At 34.0% G+C, this 21,234-nt stretch carries 18 protein-coding genes; 8 read left to right on the top strand and 10 right to left on the bottom strand.

Annotated elements, in window-relative coordinates; genetic code table 11:
* Positions 1–38: 38 nt before the first annotated feature.
* The 6 genes from IM755_RS03760 to IM755_RS03735 form a co-directional block, all read right to left on the bottom strand.
* Positions 39–1,196 carry a hypothetical protein gene (locus tag IM755_RS03760; RefSeq protein ID WP_194093721.1) on the bottom strand — a complete coding sequence of 386 codons (1,158 nt, stop codon included), beginning with the start codon at positions 1,194–1,196 and terminating at the stop codon, positions 39–41.
* Positions 1,180–2,181, bottom strand: coding sequence for a DUF2157 domain-containing protein (locus IM755_RS03755; protein WP_194093719.1), 1,002 nt, complete (start codon positions 2,179–2,181; stop codon positions 1,180–1,182). The genes IM755_RS03760 and IM755_RS03755 overlap by 17 nt, the downstream gene beginning before the upstream one ends.
* Before the next feature lie 93 nt (positions 2,182–2,274).
* Complete coding sequence (gene sufD, locus IM755_RS03750; protein WP_194093717.1) at positions 2,275–3,591, bottom strand: Fe-S cluster assembly protein SufD; 1,317 nt, start codon at positions 3,589–3,591, stop codon at positions 2,275–2,277.
* A 1-nt stretch (position 3,592) separates the two neighbouring features.
* Positions 3,593–4,345, bottom strand: coding sequence for a Fe-S cluster assembly ATPase SufC (gene sufC / locus IM755_RS03745; RefSeq protein WP_194093714.1), 753 nt, complete (start codon positions 4,343–4,345; stop codon positions 3,593–3,595).
* Between the two features lie 36 nt (positions 4,346–4,381).
* Positions 4,382–5,830 (bottom strand): Fe-S cluster assembly protein SufB, encoded by a 1,449-nt coding sequence (gene sufB, locus IM755_RS03740; protein ID WP_194093712.1) that lies wholly within the window; start codon positions 5,828–5,830, stop codon positions 4,382–4,384.
* A gap of 10 nt (positions 5,831–5,840) precedes the next feature.
* Positions 5,841–6,170, bottom strand: a complete 330-nt coding sequence (locus IM755_RS03735; RefSeq protein ID WP_026725390.1) for a HesB/IscA family protein — start codon at positions 6,168–6,170, stop codon at positions 5,841–5,843.
* Between the two features lie 145 nt (positions 6,171–6,315).
* Here IM755_RS03735 and IM755_RS03730 point away from each other — a divergent pair, with 145 nt between their 5' ends.
* The 8 genes from IM755_RS03730 (at position 6,316) to IM755_RS03695 (ending at position 16,845) form a co-directional block, all read left to right on the top strand.
* Entirely contained in the window at positions 6,316–7,176 is an 861-nt protein-coding gene (locus IM755_RS03730; protein WP_194093710.1) for an MBL fold metallo-hydrolase, read from the top strand.
* A gap of 72 nt (positions 7,177–7,248) precedes the next feature.
* Complete coding sequence (locus IM755_RS03725; protein ID WP_194093708.1) at positions 7,249–8,844, top strand: S8 family peptidase; 1,596 nt, start codon at positions 7,249–7,251, stop codon at positions 8,842–8,844.
* 76 nt (positions 8,845–8,920) lie between these two features.
* Complete coding sequence (locus IM755_RS03720) at positions 8,921–10,798, top strand: M1 family metallopeptidase (RefSeq protein ID WP_194093706.1); 1,878 nt, start codon at positions 8,921–8,923, stop codon at positions 10,796–10,798.
* Between the two features lie 139 nt (positions 10,799–10,937).
* On the top strand, positions 10,938–13,058 hold the full coding sequence (locus IM755_RS03715) for an elongation factor G (RefSeq protein ID WP_194093704.1): 2,121 nt from the start codon (positions 10,938–10,940) through the stop codon (positions 13,056–13,058).
* Between the two features lie 139 nt (positions 13,059–13,197).
* Positions 13,198–13,887, top strand: a complete 690-nt coding sequence (locus tag IM755_RS03710) for a hypothetical protein (RefSeq protein WP_194093702.1) — start codon at positions 13,198–13,200, stop codon at positions 13,885–13,887.
* Between the two features lie 24 nt (positions 13,888–13,911).
* Positions 13,912–14,283 (top strand): ribonuclease P protein component, encoded by a 372-nt coding sequence (rnpA, locus tag IM755_RS03705; protein WP_194093700.1) that lies wholly within the window; start codon positions 13,912–13,914, stop codon positions 14,281–14,283.
* A 71-nt stretch (positions 14,284–14,354) separates the two neighbouring features.
* The gene (locus IM755_RS03700) at positions 14,355–15,989 is read left to right on the top strand and encodes a S41 family peptidase (RefSeq protein ID WP_194093698.1); all 1,635 of its coding nucleotides are present in this window, start codon (positions 14,355–14,357) and stop codon (positions 15,987–15,989) included.
* A gap of 1 nt (position 15,990) precedes the next feature.
* Positions 15,991–16,845, top strand: a complete 855-nt coding sequence (locus tag IM755_RS03695; RefSeq protein WP_194093696.1) for an OmpA family protein — start codon at positions 15,991–15,993, stop codon at positions 16,843–16,845.
* Here IM755_RS03695 and IM755_RS03690 read toward each other — a convergent pair whose 3' ends face one another.
* From IM755_RS03690 to IM755_RS03675, 4 genes are all read right to left on the bottom strand, one after another.
* On the bottom strand, positions 16,846–17,289 hold the full coding sequence (locus IM755_RS03690; RefSeq protein WP_194093693.1) for a GNAT family N-acetyltransferase: 444 nt from the start codon (positions 17,287–17,289) through the stop codon (positions 16,846–16,848).
* A 37-nt stretch (positions 17,290–17,326) separates the two neighbouring features.
* On the bottom strand, positions 17,327–18,310 hold the full coding sequence (locus IM755_RS03685) for a DUF4837 family protein (protein WP_194093691.1): 984 nt from the start codon (positions 18,308–18,310) through the stop codon (positions 17,327–17,329).
* Between the two features lie 16 nt (positions 18,311–18,326).
* Positions 18,327–19,865: a lytic transglycosylase domain-containing protein gene (locus IM755_RS03680; RefSeq protein ID WP_194093689.1), complete on the bottom strand. Its 1,539-nt coding sequence runs from the start codon at positions 19,863–19,865 to the stop codon at positions 18,327–18,329.
* 67 nt (positions 19,866–19,932) lie between these two features.
* Entirely contained in the window at positions 19,933–21,120 is a 1,188-nt protein-coding gene (locus tag IM755_RS03675) for a phosphoglycerate kinase (RefSeq protein WP_194093687.1), read from the bottom strand.
* Positions 21,121–21,234 lie beyond the last annotated feature (114 nt).

Raw genomic sequence — 21,234 nt, 5'->3', positions numbered from 1 at the left:
ATTGTTTATAATTAGAATAAATAAAGGTTAAAATAGAATTAAAACTTCTCTCCTGCTCCGCCGCCACTAAATCCGCCGCCACCAAAATCCATTGGATTGGTTTGAGTTGGGGCTGATGTGGTAGCATTTGCTAAAGACAAAACGGCTTGAGCATTGAATAATAAAGAATCATCGGAATCTCTATCAGGCTGAAAAGTAACGCCTTCGGTTTTGTTTTTTAATTGTTGGATAATCAAATAGGCTAATCCAAAAAGTAAAATTCCGCTGATTACCATTACATATTCTATTGGAAAGAAATAATAATAATGACGAATGGAGTAAAATCCAAACGCTAGAGTGGCTAAACCAGTGTATAAAACCAATTTGTCTTTCCATTGGATTCCCAAAAAGAAATAAAGCAACGGAATTAAAAAGGTGAGTCCGTAAAAAACAAAAGCAAGCGGAACATCGGATTTATTTGTGATTTCTAAGTTCATTAAAGATTGAGACAATTCGCGAACTACTAAATAATTCATTGATAAATAACCTAAAAGCAAACTCACAATTCGAATGGTATCAAACGTTTTGAAATACGGATAGTAATTTTGGTTTTTAGCCAAATGAACTATAAAAAAATAAACCAAAATGGCTAAAATTAATCCCACAAATGACAAATAAAATTTGGGCATTACATCATGTTCGACAATTAAATTGAAAAATATCCCAACCAAACCTATGAAAGCTATTACAGCCGAAATGGTATTGATGAATCGAATAGCAAAAAACAGTCCTAAGACTAACATCGTGATTAAAACCGGCAATATGGCTTCGGTGAGAATTCCAATACCAATTGAAAAAGATATTTGAGAAGTAAGGACGAAAGCATCATCTAAACCATGTCGAAAAAACTTCATGTTCACCAAAACCTCTAATCCAATGTAGGCCACAATCGCATAAAAGAAGAAAATGAATTCGAAATCCTCCGAAATTAGTGGAAATAAAACTAATCCAAAAGCGCTGATAATGGTTGAAATCAAGAAACTACCCAAGAAAAAGAATCCAATTCTAAAGAAAATATTCGAATTCGATTTTAGTTGGACTAATTGGGCGAAAATGTTTTGCAATTGCTCTTTTGACAAGAATTTCTTTTGGTATAATTTTTTTGCTTCTTCGGCCAAAAAATAGTTTTCTAAATCGGATTTATTGTACGCTTGCATTTTTTTTGGCATTAAATTGTTTGACTAATCGAATAAACAGATAAATACTCGCTACCACATAAAATGGCGCTAACATGGTTAGAAATTGGTAAATAAATTCAAAATGGATAAACGAAATAATTCTTCCGCCAACAATATTTACTCCAAAATAACCATACAACAACATAAAAGCAAAAAGTGACGTAGCCAAAACACGATAACTAAACTGATAGAAATAATACACAAATCCGATTAAAATGGGAATGAAAACCCACCAATGATCCGAAACCAAACCTGCTAAAATACAAACGCCCAACAAATGCAAAGCAAACGTGGCAAACACAAAATGAAAATGCGCTTTGATTTTATGTTTCAACGAATATTCCATCCAAACCAACAAAAGCATTCCTAAAATCAATCCAGAATACGTTAATTCTAGATTGGAATAGACTTCGTTTTGAAACAAACTTTTTGGTGTTATGCTGATTCCAATGAAAGCCGCCAAACTCGTAATCGCCATAGAAAGTACAATTCGATTGTCGAAATAATAAGCAACAGCAAAACATAAGACGGCTGAAATTAAGGAAACATAAGCATACGAATCGTCAAAAATTTGATATTGGAAATTGATGTAACCCAAAAAAATACACGCCAATAAACTTCCTGTTAAAACCAAATAATCATACAACGGATTTTCGAACAAAACCTCATCATTGAAATATCCTTTTGCTTTTTTAAAACTGAAATAAAAGCATACCAACATCAAAATAAAATTAGCCGAAAGAATCGCTAAATGTCCAATAGAATCTATGTTGTTGTAGACAATTACTCCAATTCCAGAAGTAAATAAGATTATCGAAAAGTAAATCATTAAAAGCAATTCGCTTCGCAAGGAAAAAATACCTTTCTTTTGATAATTAGCAATTTCCTCCAAATCTTTGTCTTTCAAAAATTCCTTTTGATGGAGTTTTTGGAGTTGTAATTCTGAAAAATGAGGTCTTTCCATACTTTAAAATTTTATTAAAGATAAGGAAATTCTGATTTAAAGACATAAAAAAACCGCCTTTTGAGCGGTTTTCTACTATTTACATAAGGATGATTACAAATCAAATCCCATATTAACCCCTAATTTATCTGCAATAATTCTTCCTATTTTTGCTTTTAATTCTGGAATTTTGATGCTATTGGTTACTTCACTTGTAAACGCATACATCAACAAAGCTTTTGCTTCTTTTTTCGGAATTCCGCGTTGTTGCATGTAAAACATTGCGCTTTCGTCTAATTGTCCAATCGTACAACCGTGTGAACATTTTACATCATCGGCAAAGATTTCCAATTGTGGTTTTGCGTTGATAGTCGCTTTATCGCCAATTAAAATGTTGTTGTTTTGTTGGAATGCATCGGTTTTTTGTGCTTCTTTTTCAACGAAGATTTTCCCATTGAAAACTCCTGTTGAATTATCATGTAAAATCGTTTTATAGTTTTGGTGACTTTCGCAATTTGGTTGCGCATGGTGCACCAATGTATAATGATCTACGTGTTGTTTGTCGCCAATAATAGTAATTCCTTTTAACGTGGAATCGATTCGTTCTCCTTGGTGATAGAAATTCAAGTTATTTCTGGTGATGTTTCCACCAAACGAAAACGTGTGCACTGCTACTCTACTCTCTTGCTTTTGCGCAATGTACGTATTGTCAATCAAATTAGCAGTTTGTACATCATTTTGTACTTTGTAGTAATCTACAATAGCGCGTTTTTGAGCGAAAATTTCGGTAACCGAATTCGTTAAAACCGGATTACTATTCAAACTTTGATGACGTTCTACGATTTGCACGTGAGCGTTTTCTCCAACGATGATTAAATTTCGAGGTTGTACCATCAAAGCCGCTTCATTTCCGGTTGAGAAATAGATGATTTCGATTGGTTTTTCAACCACTTTACTTTTTGGAATGTTGATATAAGCACCTTCCAATGAAAAAGCCGTATTTAGAGAAGTCAAACTCTCTTCTTTACTCGCAATTTGATTAAAATAGGTATCGATTACCATTTTATATTTAGGTTTGGTCAATGCCGAAGCCATCAAACAAACATCTAAACCATCATGTGTAGTAGAAGACAAAAACGAACTGAAAATTCCGTCAATGAAAACTACTTTGTAGGTATCAATTTCGTGTAAGAAATACTTTTTTACGTCTTTAAATTCGATGGCGTTATCCTTTTTTGGGAAAACCGAAAAGTCATTTTTTAAAATGGCATTTAACGACGTGTATTTCCAAGCTTCCTCTTTTTTGGTTGGGAAACCTTTGTTTTCGAAATTTTTTATGGCGTGATTTCGAACTTCGTGCAAATCTTCATTGTCTTTGATTTTTTCTTCAAAGGCCATGAAAGAAGCTAACATTTTTTCTTTCAACTCCATATTATACGGTTTGCTCTTGTTTAATCCAATCGTATCCTTTTTCTTCTAATTCTAAAGCTAAATCAGCTCCACCCGTTTTTACGATTTTTCCATCCATTAAAACGTGAACGAAATCTGGAACGATATAGTCTAACAAACGTTGGTAGTGCGTAATTACTAATACCGCGTTGTTTTCGTTTTTTAATTTGTTTACACCATTAGCCACAATTCGTAACGCATCGATATCCAAACCTGAATCGGTTTCGTCCAAAATAGCGATTTTTGGTTCTAACATCGCCATTTGGAAAATTTCGTTACGTTTCTTTTCACCACCCGAAAAACCTTCGTTTAGAGAACGCGACAAAAACTTTCTGTCCATTTCTAACAATTCTGATTTCTCGCGGATTTTCTTTAGCATTTCATTCGCTGGCATTTCTTCTTCACCATTTGCTTTACGCTTTTCGTTGATAGCTGTTTTGATGAAATTCGTTACCGAAACACCAGGAATTTCTACTGGATATTGGAACGATAAGAACACGCCTTTGTGTGCTCTTTCTTCTGGAGCTAATTCTGAAATTTCTTCTTCATCTAAAAAGATTTCGCCTTCGGTTACTTCGTAATTTTCGTTTCCTGCAATGATAGAAGATAATGTTGATTTTCCGGCACCGTTTGGTCCCATAATCGCATGCACTTCTCCTGCTTTAATTTCAAGGTTGATTCCTTTTAATATGTCTTTGTCTTCTACCGAAGCGTGTAAGTTTTTTATCTGTAACATTTTGTAAATGTGTTATATATTCGAATTTATGATTGATTATCCTACTGAACCTTCTAACGAAATTTCCAATAATTTTTGCGCTTCCACTGCGAATTCCATTGGTAATTTATTCAATACTTCTTTACTGAAACCGTTTACGATTAAAGCAATGGCTTTTTCGGTTGGAATTCCTCTTTGATTACAATAGAACACTTGGTCTTCTCCAATTTTTGAAGTCGTAGCTTCGTGTTCAATTTTGGCTGAAGCATTTTTACTTTCGATATATGGAAAAGTATGTGCACCACAATTATTTCCCATCAAAAGCGAATCACATTGTGAGAAGTTACGAGCATTTTCAGCTCTTGCTCCAATTTGCACTAATCCTCTATAACTGTTTTGTGATTTTCCAGCTGAAATACCTTTTGAAATAATGGTCGATTTGGTGTTTTTTCCCAAATGAATCATTTTGGTTCCGGTATCCGCTTGTTGGAAATTATTAGTAACGGCAATCGAATAAAACTCTCCGATTGAATTATCACCTTTTAATACACAAGAAGGATATTTCCAAGTTACAGCCGAACCTGTTTCTACTTGCGTCCAAGAAATTTTAGCGTTTTTCTCGCACAAACCTCTTTTCGTAACGAAATTGTAAACTCCACCTTTACCTTCTTTGTTTCCAGGATACCAGTTTTGAACAGTTGAATATTTAATTTCAGCACCATCCATGGCAATTAATTCTACAACGGCTGCGTGCAATTGATTTTCATCACGACTTGGAGCGGTACATCCTTCTAAATAAGACACATAACTCTCTTCATCAGCCACCAATAACGTTCTTTCAAACTGACCTGTTCCTCCTTGATTGATACGGAAATACGTTGATAATTCCATTGGACATTTTACTCCTTTTGGAATGTAACAGAAACTTCCATCAGAGAAAACAGCTGAATTTAAAGCAGCGTAAAAATTATCTTTCATTGGAACAACAGTTCCTAAATGTTTACGAACTAAATCTGGATGTTCTTTGATGGCTTCCGAAATCGAACAGAAAATAATGCCTTTTTCGTTTAATGTTTTTTTGAAAGTCGTTGCCACAGAAACTGAATCGACTACGATATCAATCGCCACGTTATTCATTTTCTTTTGCTCATCAATAGAAATACCCAACTTTTTATACATCGCCAAAAGTTCTGGGTCAACGTCTTCTAATTTTTTATTCGGATCCGCTTTTTTAGGTGCCGAATAATATGAAATTGCCTGAAAATCGGGTTTTTCGTAATTTACGTTTGCCCATTCTGGCTCTTCCATTTCTTGCCAAGCGCGAAAAGCTTCCAAACGCCATTCGGTCATCCATTCAGGCTCTTCTTTTTTCTTCGAAATCGCACGAACAATGTCTTCATTTAAGCCAATAGGAAACGTTTCCGAGTCCAATTCGGTGTAAAATCCGTATTCGTATTCTTTATTTTCTAATTCGACTTTTAAGTCGTCTTCTGTATACTTACTCATATTTTTTGATTTATAGAGAGAAACTCTCTCCACATCCACACGTTCTTTGTGCGTTTGGATTGTTAAACACAAATCCTTTTCCGTTTAAACCACCTGAAAACTCTAATATAGTTCCTGCCAAATAAAGAAAACTCTTTTTCTCAACGGCAATTTTTACATTATTATCTTCAAATATTTTATCGTTTTCTCCTATTTCTTTGTCAAATTTTAAATCATAAGACAAACCCGAGCAACCACCACTTTTTACGCCTACTCGTACGTAATCTTTGGCTGCATCAAAACCATCTTCTTGCATCATAGCGATGATTTTTTTACTTGCTGTATCAGATACTTTAATCATATTCTTATTTTGATTTTGTCTAAATTAACCGCAAAGATAAGCCATAAATTGCTTTTTACAAGAATTGCTAACATTTTTATAACTTATAGATTCATAGTTTCTGTTTATAGTATTTTTTGTAATTTGGCTGAAAATTGTTTGACCTATGAAATTACATCCTATTGAAGCGGGAAATTTTAAATTAGACGGTGGTGCTATGTTTGGTGTGGTACCTAAAACCATTTGGAATAAAACCAATCCAGCCGACGAAAATAATCTTATTGATATTGCAGCTAGATGTCTGTTAATCGAAGATGGAAACCGATTAACTTTGATTGATACCGGAATGGGAAATAAACAATCGGAAAAATTCTTTGGTTATTATTCACTTTGGGGCGACCATTCTTTAGATAAATCGTTAAAAAATGCTGGTTTTCATCGCGATGATATTACCGATGTTTTCATGACGCATTTGCATTTTGACCATTGTGGTGGAAGCGTAAATTGGAACAAAGATAAAACCGGTTACGAAGTCGCATTTAAAAATGCAAAATTTTGGACAAATGAAAACCATTGGGAATGGGCAACGAAACCAAACGCGCGTGAAAAAGCTTCTTTTTTACACGAGAATTTATTTCCAATGCAAGAAAGTGGCCAATTGCATTTCATAAATCGTCCTGATAGTGATTTTGGGTTTTCAAATGAATTAGGTTTTGATATATTTTACGCTGATGGTCATACCGAAAAACAAATGTTACCTCACATCAACTACAACGGAAAAACCATTGTTTTTTGTGCCGACTTACTAGCAACTGCTGGACATATTCCAATTCCATATGTGATGGGTTACGACACTAGACCTTTGTTGACATTGGATGAAAAAGCAAAATTCATGAACGCTGCGGCTGATAATAATTATTATTTATGGTTAGAGCACGACGCTCACAATGAAATTATTACGGTAGAGCGAACCGAAAAAGGGGTGCGTTTGAAAGAAGTTTTCAGATGTGAAGACCTTTTAAAATAATGTTAAAAAGAAATATTATTGTAACAAATACAAATCACTTCAGTCCAATAACTGAAATTAATTAATTGAAAAATGAAGAGAATTTTTAGACCGCTTTATTTAAGTTTAGCTTTTGCATTCGCATTAGCAAGCTGCGGAACTCAGCAAATGGTTTCAACTCCGGTTGAAAATATTGATAACTTACCCTTAAAAACTACTCCAGTCGCAGAAAAAGATTTGCAACGTTGGAGTCATTTAGACTTAGTTAAAGACACGCTTCCAGGTATGAGTGTTGACAAAGCTTACACGGAACTTTTAAAAGGTAAAAAAGGTAAAAAAGTTATCGTTGGTATCGTAGATTCTGGTGTAGATATCAACCATGAAGATTTAAAAGCGGTTATTTGGACTAATCCAAAAGAAATTGCAGGTAACGGAATTGACGATGACAAAAACGGTTATATCGACGATATTCACGGGTGGAATTTCTTAGGAAATGCTGTTCATGAGCAATTAGAAATGACACGTATCGTTAAAAAAGGTCCTGGAACTCCTGAATATGACAAAGCAAAAACAGAATTAGCAGAAGAATTAAAAGGAATTCAACCTCAAAAACAACAATTAGATTTCATTCTAAATGCTGAAAAAGCCTTAGTGGGCTATTTCAAAAAGAGTGATTTTACATTAGAAGAAGTAAAAGCAATTCCTGCAACAGAAACTTCATTATCTCAAGCTAAAGCTGTTTTTACACAAGTTTTAAGTAATAGCACAAAAGCGGATTTTGATAAACAAATTGAAGAATTCAAAGATTATATCTACGGACAAGTTAACTACAACTTAAACGTTGATTTTGATGGAAGAAAAATCGTTGGAGACAATCCAGATGATTTAAAAGATACTAAATACGGAAACAACAACGTAGTAGGTCCAGAACCAAAAGAAGCAAAACACGGAACACATGTTGCTGGAATTGTGGCTCAAGTTAGAGGCAACAATAAAGGCGGTGATGGTGTTACAAATAATGCTGAAATCATGGCGTTAAGAGCTGTTCCAAATGGAGATGAGTATGACAAGGATATTGCGTTGGCTATTCGCTATGCAGCAGATAATGGTGCAAAAGTAATCAATGGTTCTTTCGGAAAATACTATTCTCAACACAAAGAATGGGTTATGGATGCTATCAAATATGCAGAATCTAAAGATGTTTTGGTAGTTATTGCTGCTGGTAACGAATCTTATGATTTAGATGTTACGAACAAATATCCAAATGACACTTACGATGGAAGTCCAGAATTCGCTAAAAACGTATTAATCATTGGAGCACTTTCTCCTACTTACGGAACTAAAATGGTGGCAAGTTTTTCTAACTACGGAAAAAACAATGTAGATATTTATGCTCCAGGAGATAAAATTTATGCTACTACTCCATTAAATACGTATGAATATTTACAAGGAACTTCAATGGCTTCTCCTAACGTAGCTGGTGTTGCAACATTAATTCGTTCTTACTATCCAAGTTTAACTGCAGTTCAAGTTAAGCAAATCATCATGGAAAGCGGAACACCATTAAAAAACACAGTTACAATTGGTGAAGATAAGCATAAAGCAAACTTTGCAGACGCTTCTAAATCGGGAAGAATTGTTAATGCTTATAACGCTTTAGTTTTAGCGGCTAAAATGGCAAAAAAATAAAAATTTCACTACTTTAGTAAAAACCAAAACCTACAGGTTGTCAAATTCTTGTAGGTTTTTCTTTTAAAAATTGATTATGAAAAAATTACTTCTTTTACTTACTTCTTGTATTGGTTTCGCACAAAACAATCCAAATCCAGGCTATTGGCAACAACATGTTGACTATAAAATGGAGGTGAATATGGATGTGAAAAAATTCCAATACAAAGGAAAACAAGAAATTGTGTACACGAATAATTCACCAGACACTTTACACAAAGTTTTTTATCATTTGTACAATAACGCCTTTCAACCCGGAAGCGAAATGGACGCAAGACTTCAAGCTATTTCTGATCCAGATAAGCGAATGGTAAAAACATTCAAAAAAGAAGGTAAAGATGTAAAAGAAAGTAGAATTAGCACGTTAAAACCTGAAGAAATAGGATATTTAAAAATTGCTAATTTCAAACAAGATGGAGTTTCTGCAACCACTAAAGTAGTAGGAACTATTTTAGAAGTAACTTTAGCAAAAGCTATTTTACCAAATCAAAAAACAACACTTTCATTAGATTTTGATGGACAAGTGCCGTTGCAAATTCGTCGTTCAGGAAGATTATCTGAAGAAGGCGTTGCTTTATCAATGACACAATGGTATCCTAAATTATGCGAATATGATTTCGAAGGTTGGCACGCTAACCCATACATCGCAAGAGAATTTCATGGAGTTTGGGGAAATTTTGATGTGAAAATCACCATAGATAAAGCTTACACAATTGGTGGAACGGGTTATTTGCAAAATAAAAACGAAATTGGACACGGTTATCAAGATGCAGGTGTAAATGTGGTTTATCCAAAGAAAACTAAAAACTTAACTTGGCATTTTTACGCGCCAAATGTGCATGATTTTGCTTGGGGAGCAGACAATGAGTTTATTCATGACATGATTTTAGGTCCAAATAATGTGGAATTGCATTTCTTGTACAAAAACAAGAAAGAAAATTTAGAAAATTGGAAAAAAATGCAACCTAAAACGGCTGAATTATTGGCTTTCTTCAATGAAAATGTTGGACCTTATCCATACAAACAATATTCTGTTATTCAAGGTGGCGATGGCGGAATGGAATATGGCATGTGTACGTTAATAACCGGAAACAGAGCATTTGGAAGTTTAGTTGGTGTAACCGCTCACGAAATGGCGCATTCTTGGTTCCAATTCGTACTTGCAACAAACGAAACCAAACACGAATGGATGGATGAAGGATTTACCTCATACATTTCTAACTTAGCGATGAACAAAGTATTGCCTCCAAAAAAAACAGAAAATCCATTTGAAGACGCTTACAATAATTACATTTATTTAGCAAAATCTGGAAAAGAGCAACCACTTTCTACACACGCTGATCGTTATGATTTGAATATGGCGTATGGTATTTCTGCTTACAGTAAAGGAGAAGTGTTTTTAGTACAATTGGGTTATTTAATTGGGCAAGAAAACCTCAACAAAACCATCAAACGTTATTACAACGAGTATAAATTCACACACCCAACACCTAACGATATCAAACGTGTGGCGGAAAAAGTTTCAGGTGCTAATTTAGATTGGTATTTGTTAGATTGGACGCTAACTACAAATACTATTGATTACAGCATCAAAGAAGTTTCTGAAGCCAATGCTGCTAATACAAAAGTGGTTTTTGAAAGAAAAGGAAGAATGCCAATGCCTTTAGATGTGATGGTAGAATATACCGATGGAACCAAAGAATTTTTCTACATTCCAAATACGTTAATGCGTTGGGAAAAACCAAATCCGTATGCAGGAATTAAAGGGAATGTATTAAAAGGATGGGATTGGGCTTACCCTACTTTCACTTTTGAAATTGCAAAACCAAAAGATAAAATCAGATCCATCACCATTGACCCAGATAGTCTAATGGCGGATATAAATAGAGAGGACAATATCTTTCCAAAAAAATAAAAAAAAAGCGACTTTAGGGTCGCTTTTTTGTGTTCATTTTAAGATGACAAATATCATGATTTAGCTGTTTTAGCTTTCGTAATTTTAATGTGCTAAAAATGCAAATTAAAATTAGTTATTCATTTAAAAACATAAAGTCATGAGCATTGCAACAAAAGACATTAGAAACGTGGTATTTCTTGGGCATTCGGGATCAGGAAAGACCACCTTTATCGAGACCATGTTATTTGAAAGTGGCGTTATTCCACGACGTGGTTCAGTAGAAAATCACAATACGATTTCGGATTTTACCGATTTAGAACACGAAAGAGAAAATACCTTATACAGCCACTTAATGCACGTTAAATGGCACAACAACAAAATCAACATCATTGACACTCCTGGTTTTGACGATTTTATAGGCGAAGTAGTTTCTTCCCTTAAAGTGGCCGATACCGCTGTAATTCTTTTAAATGCGGCTTCTGGTGTAGAAGTGGGAACAGAAATCGTTTGGGAATACGTTCAAAATTATCAAACACCTGCTTTTTTTGTCATCAATCAAATGGATCATCCAAAAGCAGATTTTGAAACTACATTGGAACAAGCAGTAAATCGTTTCGGAAACAAAGTAATTCCAATTCAATATCCATACAATTCGGGTGAAAAATTCAATAGTATTATCGATGTACTTCGCATGACGATGTATGTTTTTCCAGAAAATGGTGGAAAACCAGAAAAAATGCCAATTCCTGCATCCGAATTAGAAAAAGCAAATGCGCTACATAACGCTTTAGTAGAAGCTGCAGCGGAAAACGAAGAAGGTTTGATGGAAAAATACTTTGAAAAAGGCAATTTAGATGAAGAAGAATTAGCAAAAGGATTAACAATAGCCTTGGCACATCAACAAATATTTCCAGTTTTCTGTGCTTCAGGTTTAAAAGATATGGGTAGTGGAAGAATTATGGGATTCATCGATGATATTGCTCCATCTCCAGCCGATAGACCAGCAAAAAAACTAGAAAATGGTGGCGAATTAAAATGCGATGCTTCTGACAAAACCACAATTTTCATTTACAAAACGCTTTCAGAACCACAAGTGGGAATGGTTTCCTATTTCAAAGTACTTTCGGGCGAATTGAATGCTGGTGATGAATTGGTAAATGCTGATAATGGAGAAACCGAACGCCTAACTCAATTATTCGTAACCGAGGGAAAACAAAGAACGCCAGTTGATAAATTAACAGCTGGTGATTTAGGTGTTACTGTTCGATTGAAATACGGACATTCGAACAATACGTTGAATGCTAAAGGTGTTGAAAGAAAAGTGAGAAAAATGCAGTTTCCAGAAAGTCGCATCAGAAAAGCGGTCGCAACAGCCAATCTAGCCGATATGGAAAAAATGATTAAAGCCTTACATCAAATTGAAGAAGAAGATTTAACTTTCAAAGTAGAGCAATCTTCGGAGCTTAAACAAACTATAGTTTATGGTCAAGGGCAATTGCATTTGGATTTAATCAAACATCGTATCGAAAGTGAAAATAACATCGAAATTATCTTTGAAGAACCCAAAGTTCCCTATCGCGAAACGATAACAAAAGCAGCAAAAGCAGAATATCGTCATAAAAAACAAAGTGGTGGCGCAGGACAATTTGGCGAAGTACATTTAACCATAGAGCCTTATTACGATGATATGCCTGAACCACAAGGCGTAAACATTCGCAACAAAGAAATTGAAGAATTACCTTGGGGCGGAAAATTTGCCTTTTATTGGTGTATTGTGGGTGGTGCTATCGACAATCGTTATGCCACAGCCATTAAAAAAGGAATCATGCAATCCATGACCGAAGGTCCGTTAACGGGTTCTAATTGTCAAAACATTCGCATTTGTATTTACGATGGTAAAATGCATGCGGTAGACAGTAATGATATTTCATTTCAATTGGCGGCTTCACACGCATTCAAAGATGCCTTTAATGAAGCTAGACCTCAACTTTTAGAACCGTATTACCAACTTGAGGTGCTTTGCGAAGATGCTTACACCGGTGACGTTATGGGCGATTTACAAACCCGAAGAGCCATCATTCAAGGTATGGATACCGATGGTCATTATCAAAAAATTATTTCCGAAGTGCCACTAGCCGAACTCAAAGATTACGGCTCTACACTTCGTTCATTAACACAAGGAAAAGCAAAATTCAAATTGGAATTTAGTTCTTATCAACTGGTTCCTCCTCATGTTCAGGAAAGTTTAGTTATAAGCAATGCGGTTTTATCTGAATAAGGATTGAATTTTGCATTTAGAAAAGCTTCTTCAAGTTGAGGAAGCTTTTTTTATGCTTATTTTTGTCGGCTTGAAAATAAAATCGAAAAATAAAAAATATACTATTGATTATTAGTAATTTAGTATAAAATATAATCGGGTGGAAATCTTAGATAAAAATAAAACGGTATCACAATTAACAATTCTATACATTTTAGCGGTTGTAACCTTTTCATTTTTAGATTTGAAATCATTTCCAATTCTTGAATTCTTATTAGGAAGTATTCGAATTCCGCTTCTTATTTTAATGTATTTTCTTGCTTCTAAAGTCAAAAGTACGCTCTATTTTAGCGCCTTAATATTGTTCTTTTTTGCTTATTTGTTTTTTAGGGAAAATACACCTTTCTTTAATTTTATTGGAGCGATTATTTCGCTTGCATATCGGATTTTAATTTTTATCATCGTTTATAAAAGTATTGAAAATAAAAATTGGTTAGCGATAGTGTTGGCCTCGATTCCTTTCTTTTTTATCTATTTGTATGCGTTACTTTTGATAGAAAAAGAAGTAAAAATGGATTTTTATCCATGGGTTATAAATGGCTTTTTAACATCATTCATTGGTGGAATGGCGACTTTCAATTTCCTTTTTCAAGACAAGAAACGATTGTATTGGTTGTTCATTAGCGCTATTTTATTTGTGATTCAAATTGGCGTGTTTTTAATCAACAAATATTATTTTCCAGATGAAATTTTACGAATGTTAACCATCATTTTGTTCGGAATTTCCAACTTCACTTTTTACAAATTTGTCCTGCTTCAAGAAGAATTAAAACTTAAATACGCATCTTAATTTAAAGTTTTCTAACTTTGCTTCATGAAATTTACTTATCCCAAACACGAAAAATTAAAAAACAAAACCACAATTGACTTGTTGTTTTCGGAAGGGAAATCAGTTTCGAAATATCCTTTGCGTTTGGTTTATGTTGAAAATACAGAACCTAATGCGGAACTGATTAAAATGGGTGTTTCGGTATCTAAAAAATATTTCAAAAAGGCGGTCGACCGTAATTATTTCAAGCGTGTTTTGCGCGAAACCTATCGTTTAAACAAGCATCTTTTGATTGATCATTTAGAAAAACCACATGCTTTCATGTTTTTCTATCAAACAAAAGAGCGACTTTCTTATCAGGAGATTGAAGAGAAAACCATCCAACTTTTTCAAAAATTCAACGAAAGGCAGAAGTAAATTGCGCTTTTGGTTTAATTTTTGCTCAAGATTCTTTACTTTCGTAAACTGGTATAATTCAATACTTCAACATGAAAAAATATTTCAGAGGAAAAATAATCATTCCTGTTCTGGCAGCGGGTTTCTTGTTTGTGGGCGTTAGTTTCAAGAACGACTTTTTTGAAATTGCCAAACAAATCGAAATCTTCACCGGACTTTTCAAAACCGTTAACCAAAATTACGTGGACGAAACCAATCCAGGTGAAATGATGGATAACGCCATAAAAAACATGTTAAAAGAATTAGATCCATACACGGTTTTCTTTAACGAACAAGATGTTTTAAAATTCAAAATCAACAATACGGGTGAATACACTGGAATTGGCGCTATGGTGCAACGCAAAGAAGGAAAAGTTTTTCTAAAAGAAATTTACAAAGGTTTTCCTGCGGATAAAGCGGGTTTGAGAGCAGGTGATGAGGTAATTCAAATTGGAGATATCAGTTTAAAAGAATACAAAGAAGACGCGTCGCAATTGTTTCGTGGTGCAAAAAATACGAAAGTTGAAATTCAATACATTCGTCAAGGAAAAACACAAAATGCAACGATTGTTTTAGACGATGTTGAAATAAAAGCCGTTCCATTTTTCTCTCTTTTAAAAGACAATACAGGTTATATCGTTTTAACGAAATTCACTGAAAAAGCTAGTTTTGAAACCAAAGCGGCGTTATTAGAATTGAAAAAACAAGGTGCTACCAAAATCATTTTAGATTTAAGAGGAAATCCAGGTGGTTTATTGCACGAAGCGGTGAATATTTGCAATCTTTTTGTTCCTAAAAACGAATTGATTGTAACCACAAAGTCGAAAAATCCAAAACATAATTTAGAATATCGCACCAAAAACGAACCTATCGATTTAGAAATACCGATTGCGGTTATTGTGGATGGGAAAAGTGCTTCGGCTTCTGAAATTGTAGCAGGTGCGATTCAAGATTTGGATAGAGGCGTGATTTTAGGAACCAGAAGTTTCGGAAAAGGATTGGTACAACGTCCGTTAGATTTGTCTTACGGAACCCAAGTAAAAGTTACGATTTCAAGATATTACACACCTTCGGGAAGATGTATTCAAGCTTTAGATTATTCTAAAAAAGACGCAAACGGAAAAGCTATCAAAAAATCCCAAAACGAATTCAATGCCTTTAAAACCAAAGCAGGAAGAACGGTTTATGATGGTGGTGGTGTTTTACCTGATGTCGAAATCGAAGAAACCAAAACGGCAACTATTACTGATGCTGTTGTTAAATCGGATGCTATTTTCAACTTTGCAACGCAATGGTATTATAAAAACCCAACTGTTTCGGGAATTCCAACGATAACCGACACAGATTATACTGCGTTTAAAGCGTTTTTAAAGCAAGAGAAAATCACTTTAGACACAGAAACAAATAAAGCACTGAAAAACGTACTTGAAACGGCTAAAAAAGAGAAAATAGATGCTCAAATTGCTGCGGAATACAAACAATTGGAGTTAGCCATAGAACGAAATCAAGAATTGGAATTAGATAAAAACAAAAATCAAATTAAGAAACTAATTCAAGAAGAATTAATAACACGTTACCAATATCGCGAGGGTTTATATCAATTTTATACCAAAGAAAACTTAGAAATTGAAAAAGCTATTGCCTTATTAAACAATCAAACGCAATACAAATCGATATTAAAAAAATAAGATGACACGTTTATTTTCCCTACTATTTTTACTATTTTCAGTAGTTTCATTTGCTCAAGAAGATGAAGAAGTACACTCTATATTCTTTGAATTTGACAAATACAATTTAAAAGAAGAGCAAGCTAATGCTGTTGTGGCTTTCGTAAGCAAAATCGACACCACACGAATTGAATCGATTCAGATTTTTGGCTACTGTGATGATAGAGGAAAAGACGCGTACAACTATACTTTATCAACCAATAGAGCGAATACGGTAAAAAACAAATTGATTGAAAAAGGGATTAAAAGTAAAATTATCATTACGCTTGAAGGAAAAGGTAGAATTATGCTTGATGAAGATATGCAAACGAATGTTCCTGAAGCGCGTTCTAAAAACAGAAGAGTAGACGTAGTAGTAAATTTTAAACCAATCGTAATTGAAGATTTCAAAATTCCTGGTGTTTATAGTACGATCAAAAAAGATAGAATTGTAGGCGATAGAATATACCTTGACCACGTTTTATTTGAAAGAGGCAGTAGCCAATTAACCTACAAAGCCAAGAAAGAATTAGACCGAATTGCCTTGGAATTACACAAATACAAAAACATTCACTTCGAAATCCAAGGACATGTTTGTTGTACGCCAACATTCCAAAAGGAAGCTATTGATCGTGACACCAAAAAACGTGAATTATCTACCAATCGTGCCAAAAGAGTATATAATTACTTTTTAATGAAACGCATCAGTAAAACCCGTATGACGTATAAAGGATATGGCAATACGCAATCCTTAAAAAAAGGCAGTACTTTAGACCGAAGAGTAGAGCTTTTGATTACTAAAAATGAGGTAGTTCCTGTGGAGCAACCGAAGAAATAGTTATTTTTTCATCTGAATATGCGGAATATCGTCTTCCAAATACATTTCGCTGGTTTGGATAAATCCGTGCGATTCGTAGAATTTTTTGAGATATTCTTGAGCGGAAATCGTAATGGCAGTTTCGTTGAAACTTTCTTTGATTGCTTTAATAGAAACTCGCATTAAATCGTGACCGAATTTTTTATCACGGTATTTTGGGCTAACTACAACACGTCCTATAGATGTTTCTTCAAAATAATATCCTTTGTTGAACAATCGAGAATATGCAGCTAAATCGCCATTGTAATATCCTAAAATATGAAGCGCTTTCTCGTCTTTGCCATCAATGTCTTGATAAACGCAATTTTGCTCCACTACAAACACTTCTGAACGTAGTTGAAGTAAAGAATAGAGTTCGGATGTTGAAAGTTCGTTAAATCGCTTTATTTTGAATTGTATTTCCATATTAAAAAAAGAAGTTCCCAATGGAGGGAACTTTATATTATTTTAAAAACTTAACGGATTGAATAATCGCTTCCAATTCGAAAACCAAATCACGTTTCGATTTTGACGGATTATAAGTGAATCCTTCTAAAATTAAATAACGATTGTTTTTAGTGTCTTTGATGGCGTAATTAACAAAAGGTCCCGCCATGAAATCGTTTTTTAATTCCCAAGTTCCTTTGGTTAAATAGGTTTTTTTACCTGCAACTGTTACGTCAAACAAATAAGGAGCATAAGCGGCTTCAGTAATCATCCAAGTATTTGGCAATGTTCCGTGAATGTTAGCTTTTCCAATTTCATCTCGCATAGTAGTTATATTCGTAATAATATCGCCTCCGTTTTCCACTTTATCAATTGGAACTTGATAGACTAAAATACTGTTGTAACCTGAGGTAAATTCTTTACGTAACCAAACGAAATTGTCTTTCACCATGTCATATTTATATCCAAAACCAATTTGAAGACTAATCCCAAACTTTTTTTGTAATTGTTCATCTGAAACCAATGATTTCTTCATTCGAACTTGATTCTCAATGATTTCAGAAGCTTTAATCGTTTTTATAATTTCGGCTGATTTTTCTTCCAAAACATTTAAAACATCTTCGGTATCGGTTCCAGAAATGAAAAATACATTTTGTGGTTTTGCGTATTTATTAGTGTTAGCAGCAAATCCAGCTTCTTTCCCTTTCTTCACAACAATGATGTTGCGACTTTTACGCACAAAACCTTCAAAAACTTTTGTTGGGTACTGATTTAAAGTAAACAATGGCTCTTCTTGCGGTAAACCATCTACTGGAGCAGCAAATTTTTTACGAATGCTATCTCCGATTTCTCCATTCCACAAATTGTCATCAATAATAATCGAAACATTATTGATTTTTCCATTGGATTCTGATAAAATGGCTTGTGTTTCTTCTTTAGAAGTTTCTTTACAAGACAAAAACGATAGGGCAACAAAAGTGAATACTGCTAATTTTTTCATGGGGTAGAACAATTTATTATCCGTTAATTTTTAATTTCATTCCGGGTTGTATGTTATCACCACTAATATCGTTCCATTTTTTAATATCTTCAATAGAAACGCCTGGAAATTGTTTTGAAATTGAGAATAACGAATCACCGCTTTTAACCGTATAAGTCCCGTCATTGTTAGCTTTTGACTCGGTTTTAGCAATTATTTTTTTGTCGGAATAAATTTTTAATTTTTTTCCAGCTTGAATGTTATTTCCTTTAATGCTGTTCCATTTTTTAAGTTCAGAAATGGAAACATTGTACTTGTCGGCAATCTTACCTAAACTTTCACCGCTTTTAATGGTGTGAAACTGCGTTTTTCGTTCAAATTTAGGTTTGCTTACAAATGATGAATCGGCAGAAGATGAAATAGAATCTTTTGAAGTGGAAGCTATAAATTCCGATTTTGTTTTTTCTTTGTACGTTTCTAAATAATTCAAATAAGCGTAAATTTTCTCTTCGTTAGAAACAAATAATCCCATTTTATTTTTTGGTAAACGCAAATAATGCGGTTTATCTCCTTCAAAAGGAATAACTTTCAATTTATAAATTGGATTTAAAAACTCTAGTTGCTCTTCCGAAATATCCAATAACTCAGCAATATGTTTGAACGACATTTGCTTTTTCACCATAATCGTATCCGTTTCGAAATACGTTAATGGCGCTTTTTTAGGCTGAATTCCGTGCTCTTTTTTGAATTCGTAAATGTAAAATGTAGCTAAAAACGCTGGAACGTAATTAGCCGTTTCTTGAGGTAAATTTTTACGAATGTTCCAATAATTTTGGCTTCCGCCCGAACGACGAATTGCTTTTGAAACGTTTCCTGGTCCACAATTATAAGCCGCCAAAACCATGCTCCAATCTCCAAAAATTCCATACAAACTTGATAAATATTGACAAGCTGCTTCCGTTGCTTTTAAGGGATCATAACGCTCATCAACATACGAAGTAACTTCTAAATTATACTGCTTTCCTGTTGGATACATAAATTGCCACAAACCTGAAGCGCCAACACGAGACTTCGCTCTTGGATTCAAAGCCGATTCAACAATAGCCAAATATTTCAACTCTAACGGAATGTTATATTTTGCTAAATGCTCTTCAAACATTGGAAAATAATACTCCGAAATCGCCATTAAACGCTCAAATGCCTTTGGACGATTTTTCAAAAAAGCTTTAATCGTATTTTCTAATGCTGGATGATATTCGATATTAAAAGGCGATTTAGCATCCATTTTTGATAATCGCTTCTTTAATAAATCGGTTGAAAGATTGTAACTAACTTCTGAATCAATATCAATGGTTGAAATGTCTTTAAACATATCGTTTGATAGTTCGAAATTCGCTAATTCCGACAACCATCTTTCATCAATACAATTACTTGTGCTGTGATTTACAAACGTTGTTTTCAATGAATCCAAGTAGGACATTTTAGGCAACGGAAGTACATTTTCTTTTTCTGCAGTTTCCTGCGCAAAGCTAAAAAGCGACAGAAAAAGGGATGTTATAATAATTGTTTTTTTCATTCTGTTTTTTGTTTTTTTGGGGCATGTTAATCATTAATAACTTAATAACCAACGTTTTATTGTATTCTTAATCTAAAATAGCTGCAATTCCAGGTAAGGTTCTGCCTTCCAGCATTTCTAACATCGCTCCACCGCCGGTAGAAACGTAACTCATCTTTGGCTCTAATCCAAATTGTTTTACAGCCGCAACGCTATCGCCGCCACCTACAAGTGAAAAAGCACCATTTGCAGTAGATTCTGCAATATATTCTCCTAACGAAATGGTTCCGTTAGCAAAACTTTCCATTTCAAAAACTCCTAATGGACCATTCCAAAGAATTGTTTTTGAATCTAATATAATGCGTTTGATAATTTCTAATGATTTTGGACCAGCATCCAATCCTTGCCAACCGTCTGGGATTTGTTTAACATCCACCACTTGCGTATTGGCATCGTTTGAAAAAGCATCAGCAGCCACAACATCCACAGGTAAGTGAATTTGAACGCCTTTTTCTTTTGCTTGTTTTAAAATTTCGATAGCCAATTCTAATTTGTCGTCTTCACAAATTGAATTTCCGATTTTTCCACCCAAAGCTTTAATGAACGTAAAGGTCATTCCACCACCAATAATCATGTGGTTTACTTTATCTAAAATATTTTCAATCACCGTTATTTTTGAAGAAACTTTACTTCCTCCTAAAATCGCAACCACTGGTTTTTCAGAATTTTTTAATACTTTTTCGATGCTTTCAATTTCTTTGGCTAACAAATAACCAAAGCATTTTGCATCTTGAAAAAATTGAGCAATAATCGTAGTTGAAGCGTGTGCTCTGTGAGCGGTTCCAAAAGCATCGTTCACATAAATATCACCTAAAGCAGCTAATTTTTTAGAAAAATCAACATCTCCTTTTTCTTCTTCGGCGTAAAAACGTAAGTTTTCTAATAATAAAATTTCGCCCGCTTGAAGATTTTTTGCAGCATTTTCTGCAATTTCTCCAATACAATCCGAAGCAAAATGTACTTTTTGACCTAAAATTTCTTCCGTTTTTGAAACGATGTGTTGTAACGAATATTTCGCTTCAACACCTTTTGGTCTTCCTAAGTGACTCATTAAAATTACACTTCCACCATCTTTCAATATTTTGTCAATTGTTGGCTTTGCTGCCTCGATTCTAGTAGCATCAGTAACCTTGAAATTTTCATCTAAAGGCACGTTAAAATCTACTCGGATAATTGCTTTTTTGTTATTGAAATTGAAGTCGTTAAGTGTTTTCATTTATATCGAATTTTAATTTGAGCGAATGCAAATATAATTTATTGTATTTTAAATCTTTATAACAAATATCATATTTTGCATTTTTTTAAATTCTTCTAAAACCAACTTTTTGAT

The sequence above is a fragment of the Flavobacterium proteolyticum genome, assembly GCF_015223105.1.
GTDB lineage: Bacteria > Bacteroidota > Bacteroidia > Flavobacteriales > Flavobacteriaceae > Flavobacterium > Flavobacterium proteolyticum.
Note: the sequence above shows the minus strand (reverse complement) of the source record. Positions and strands in the feature narration are given on the sequence as shown.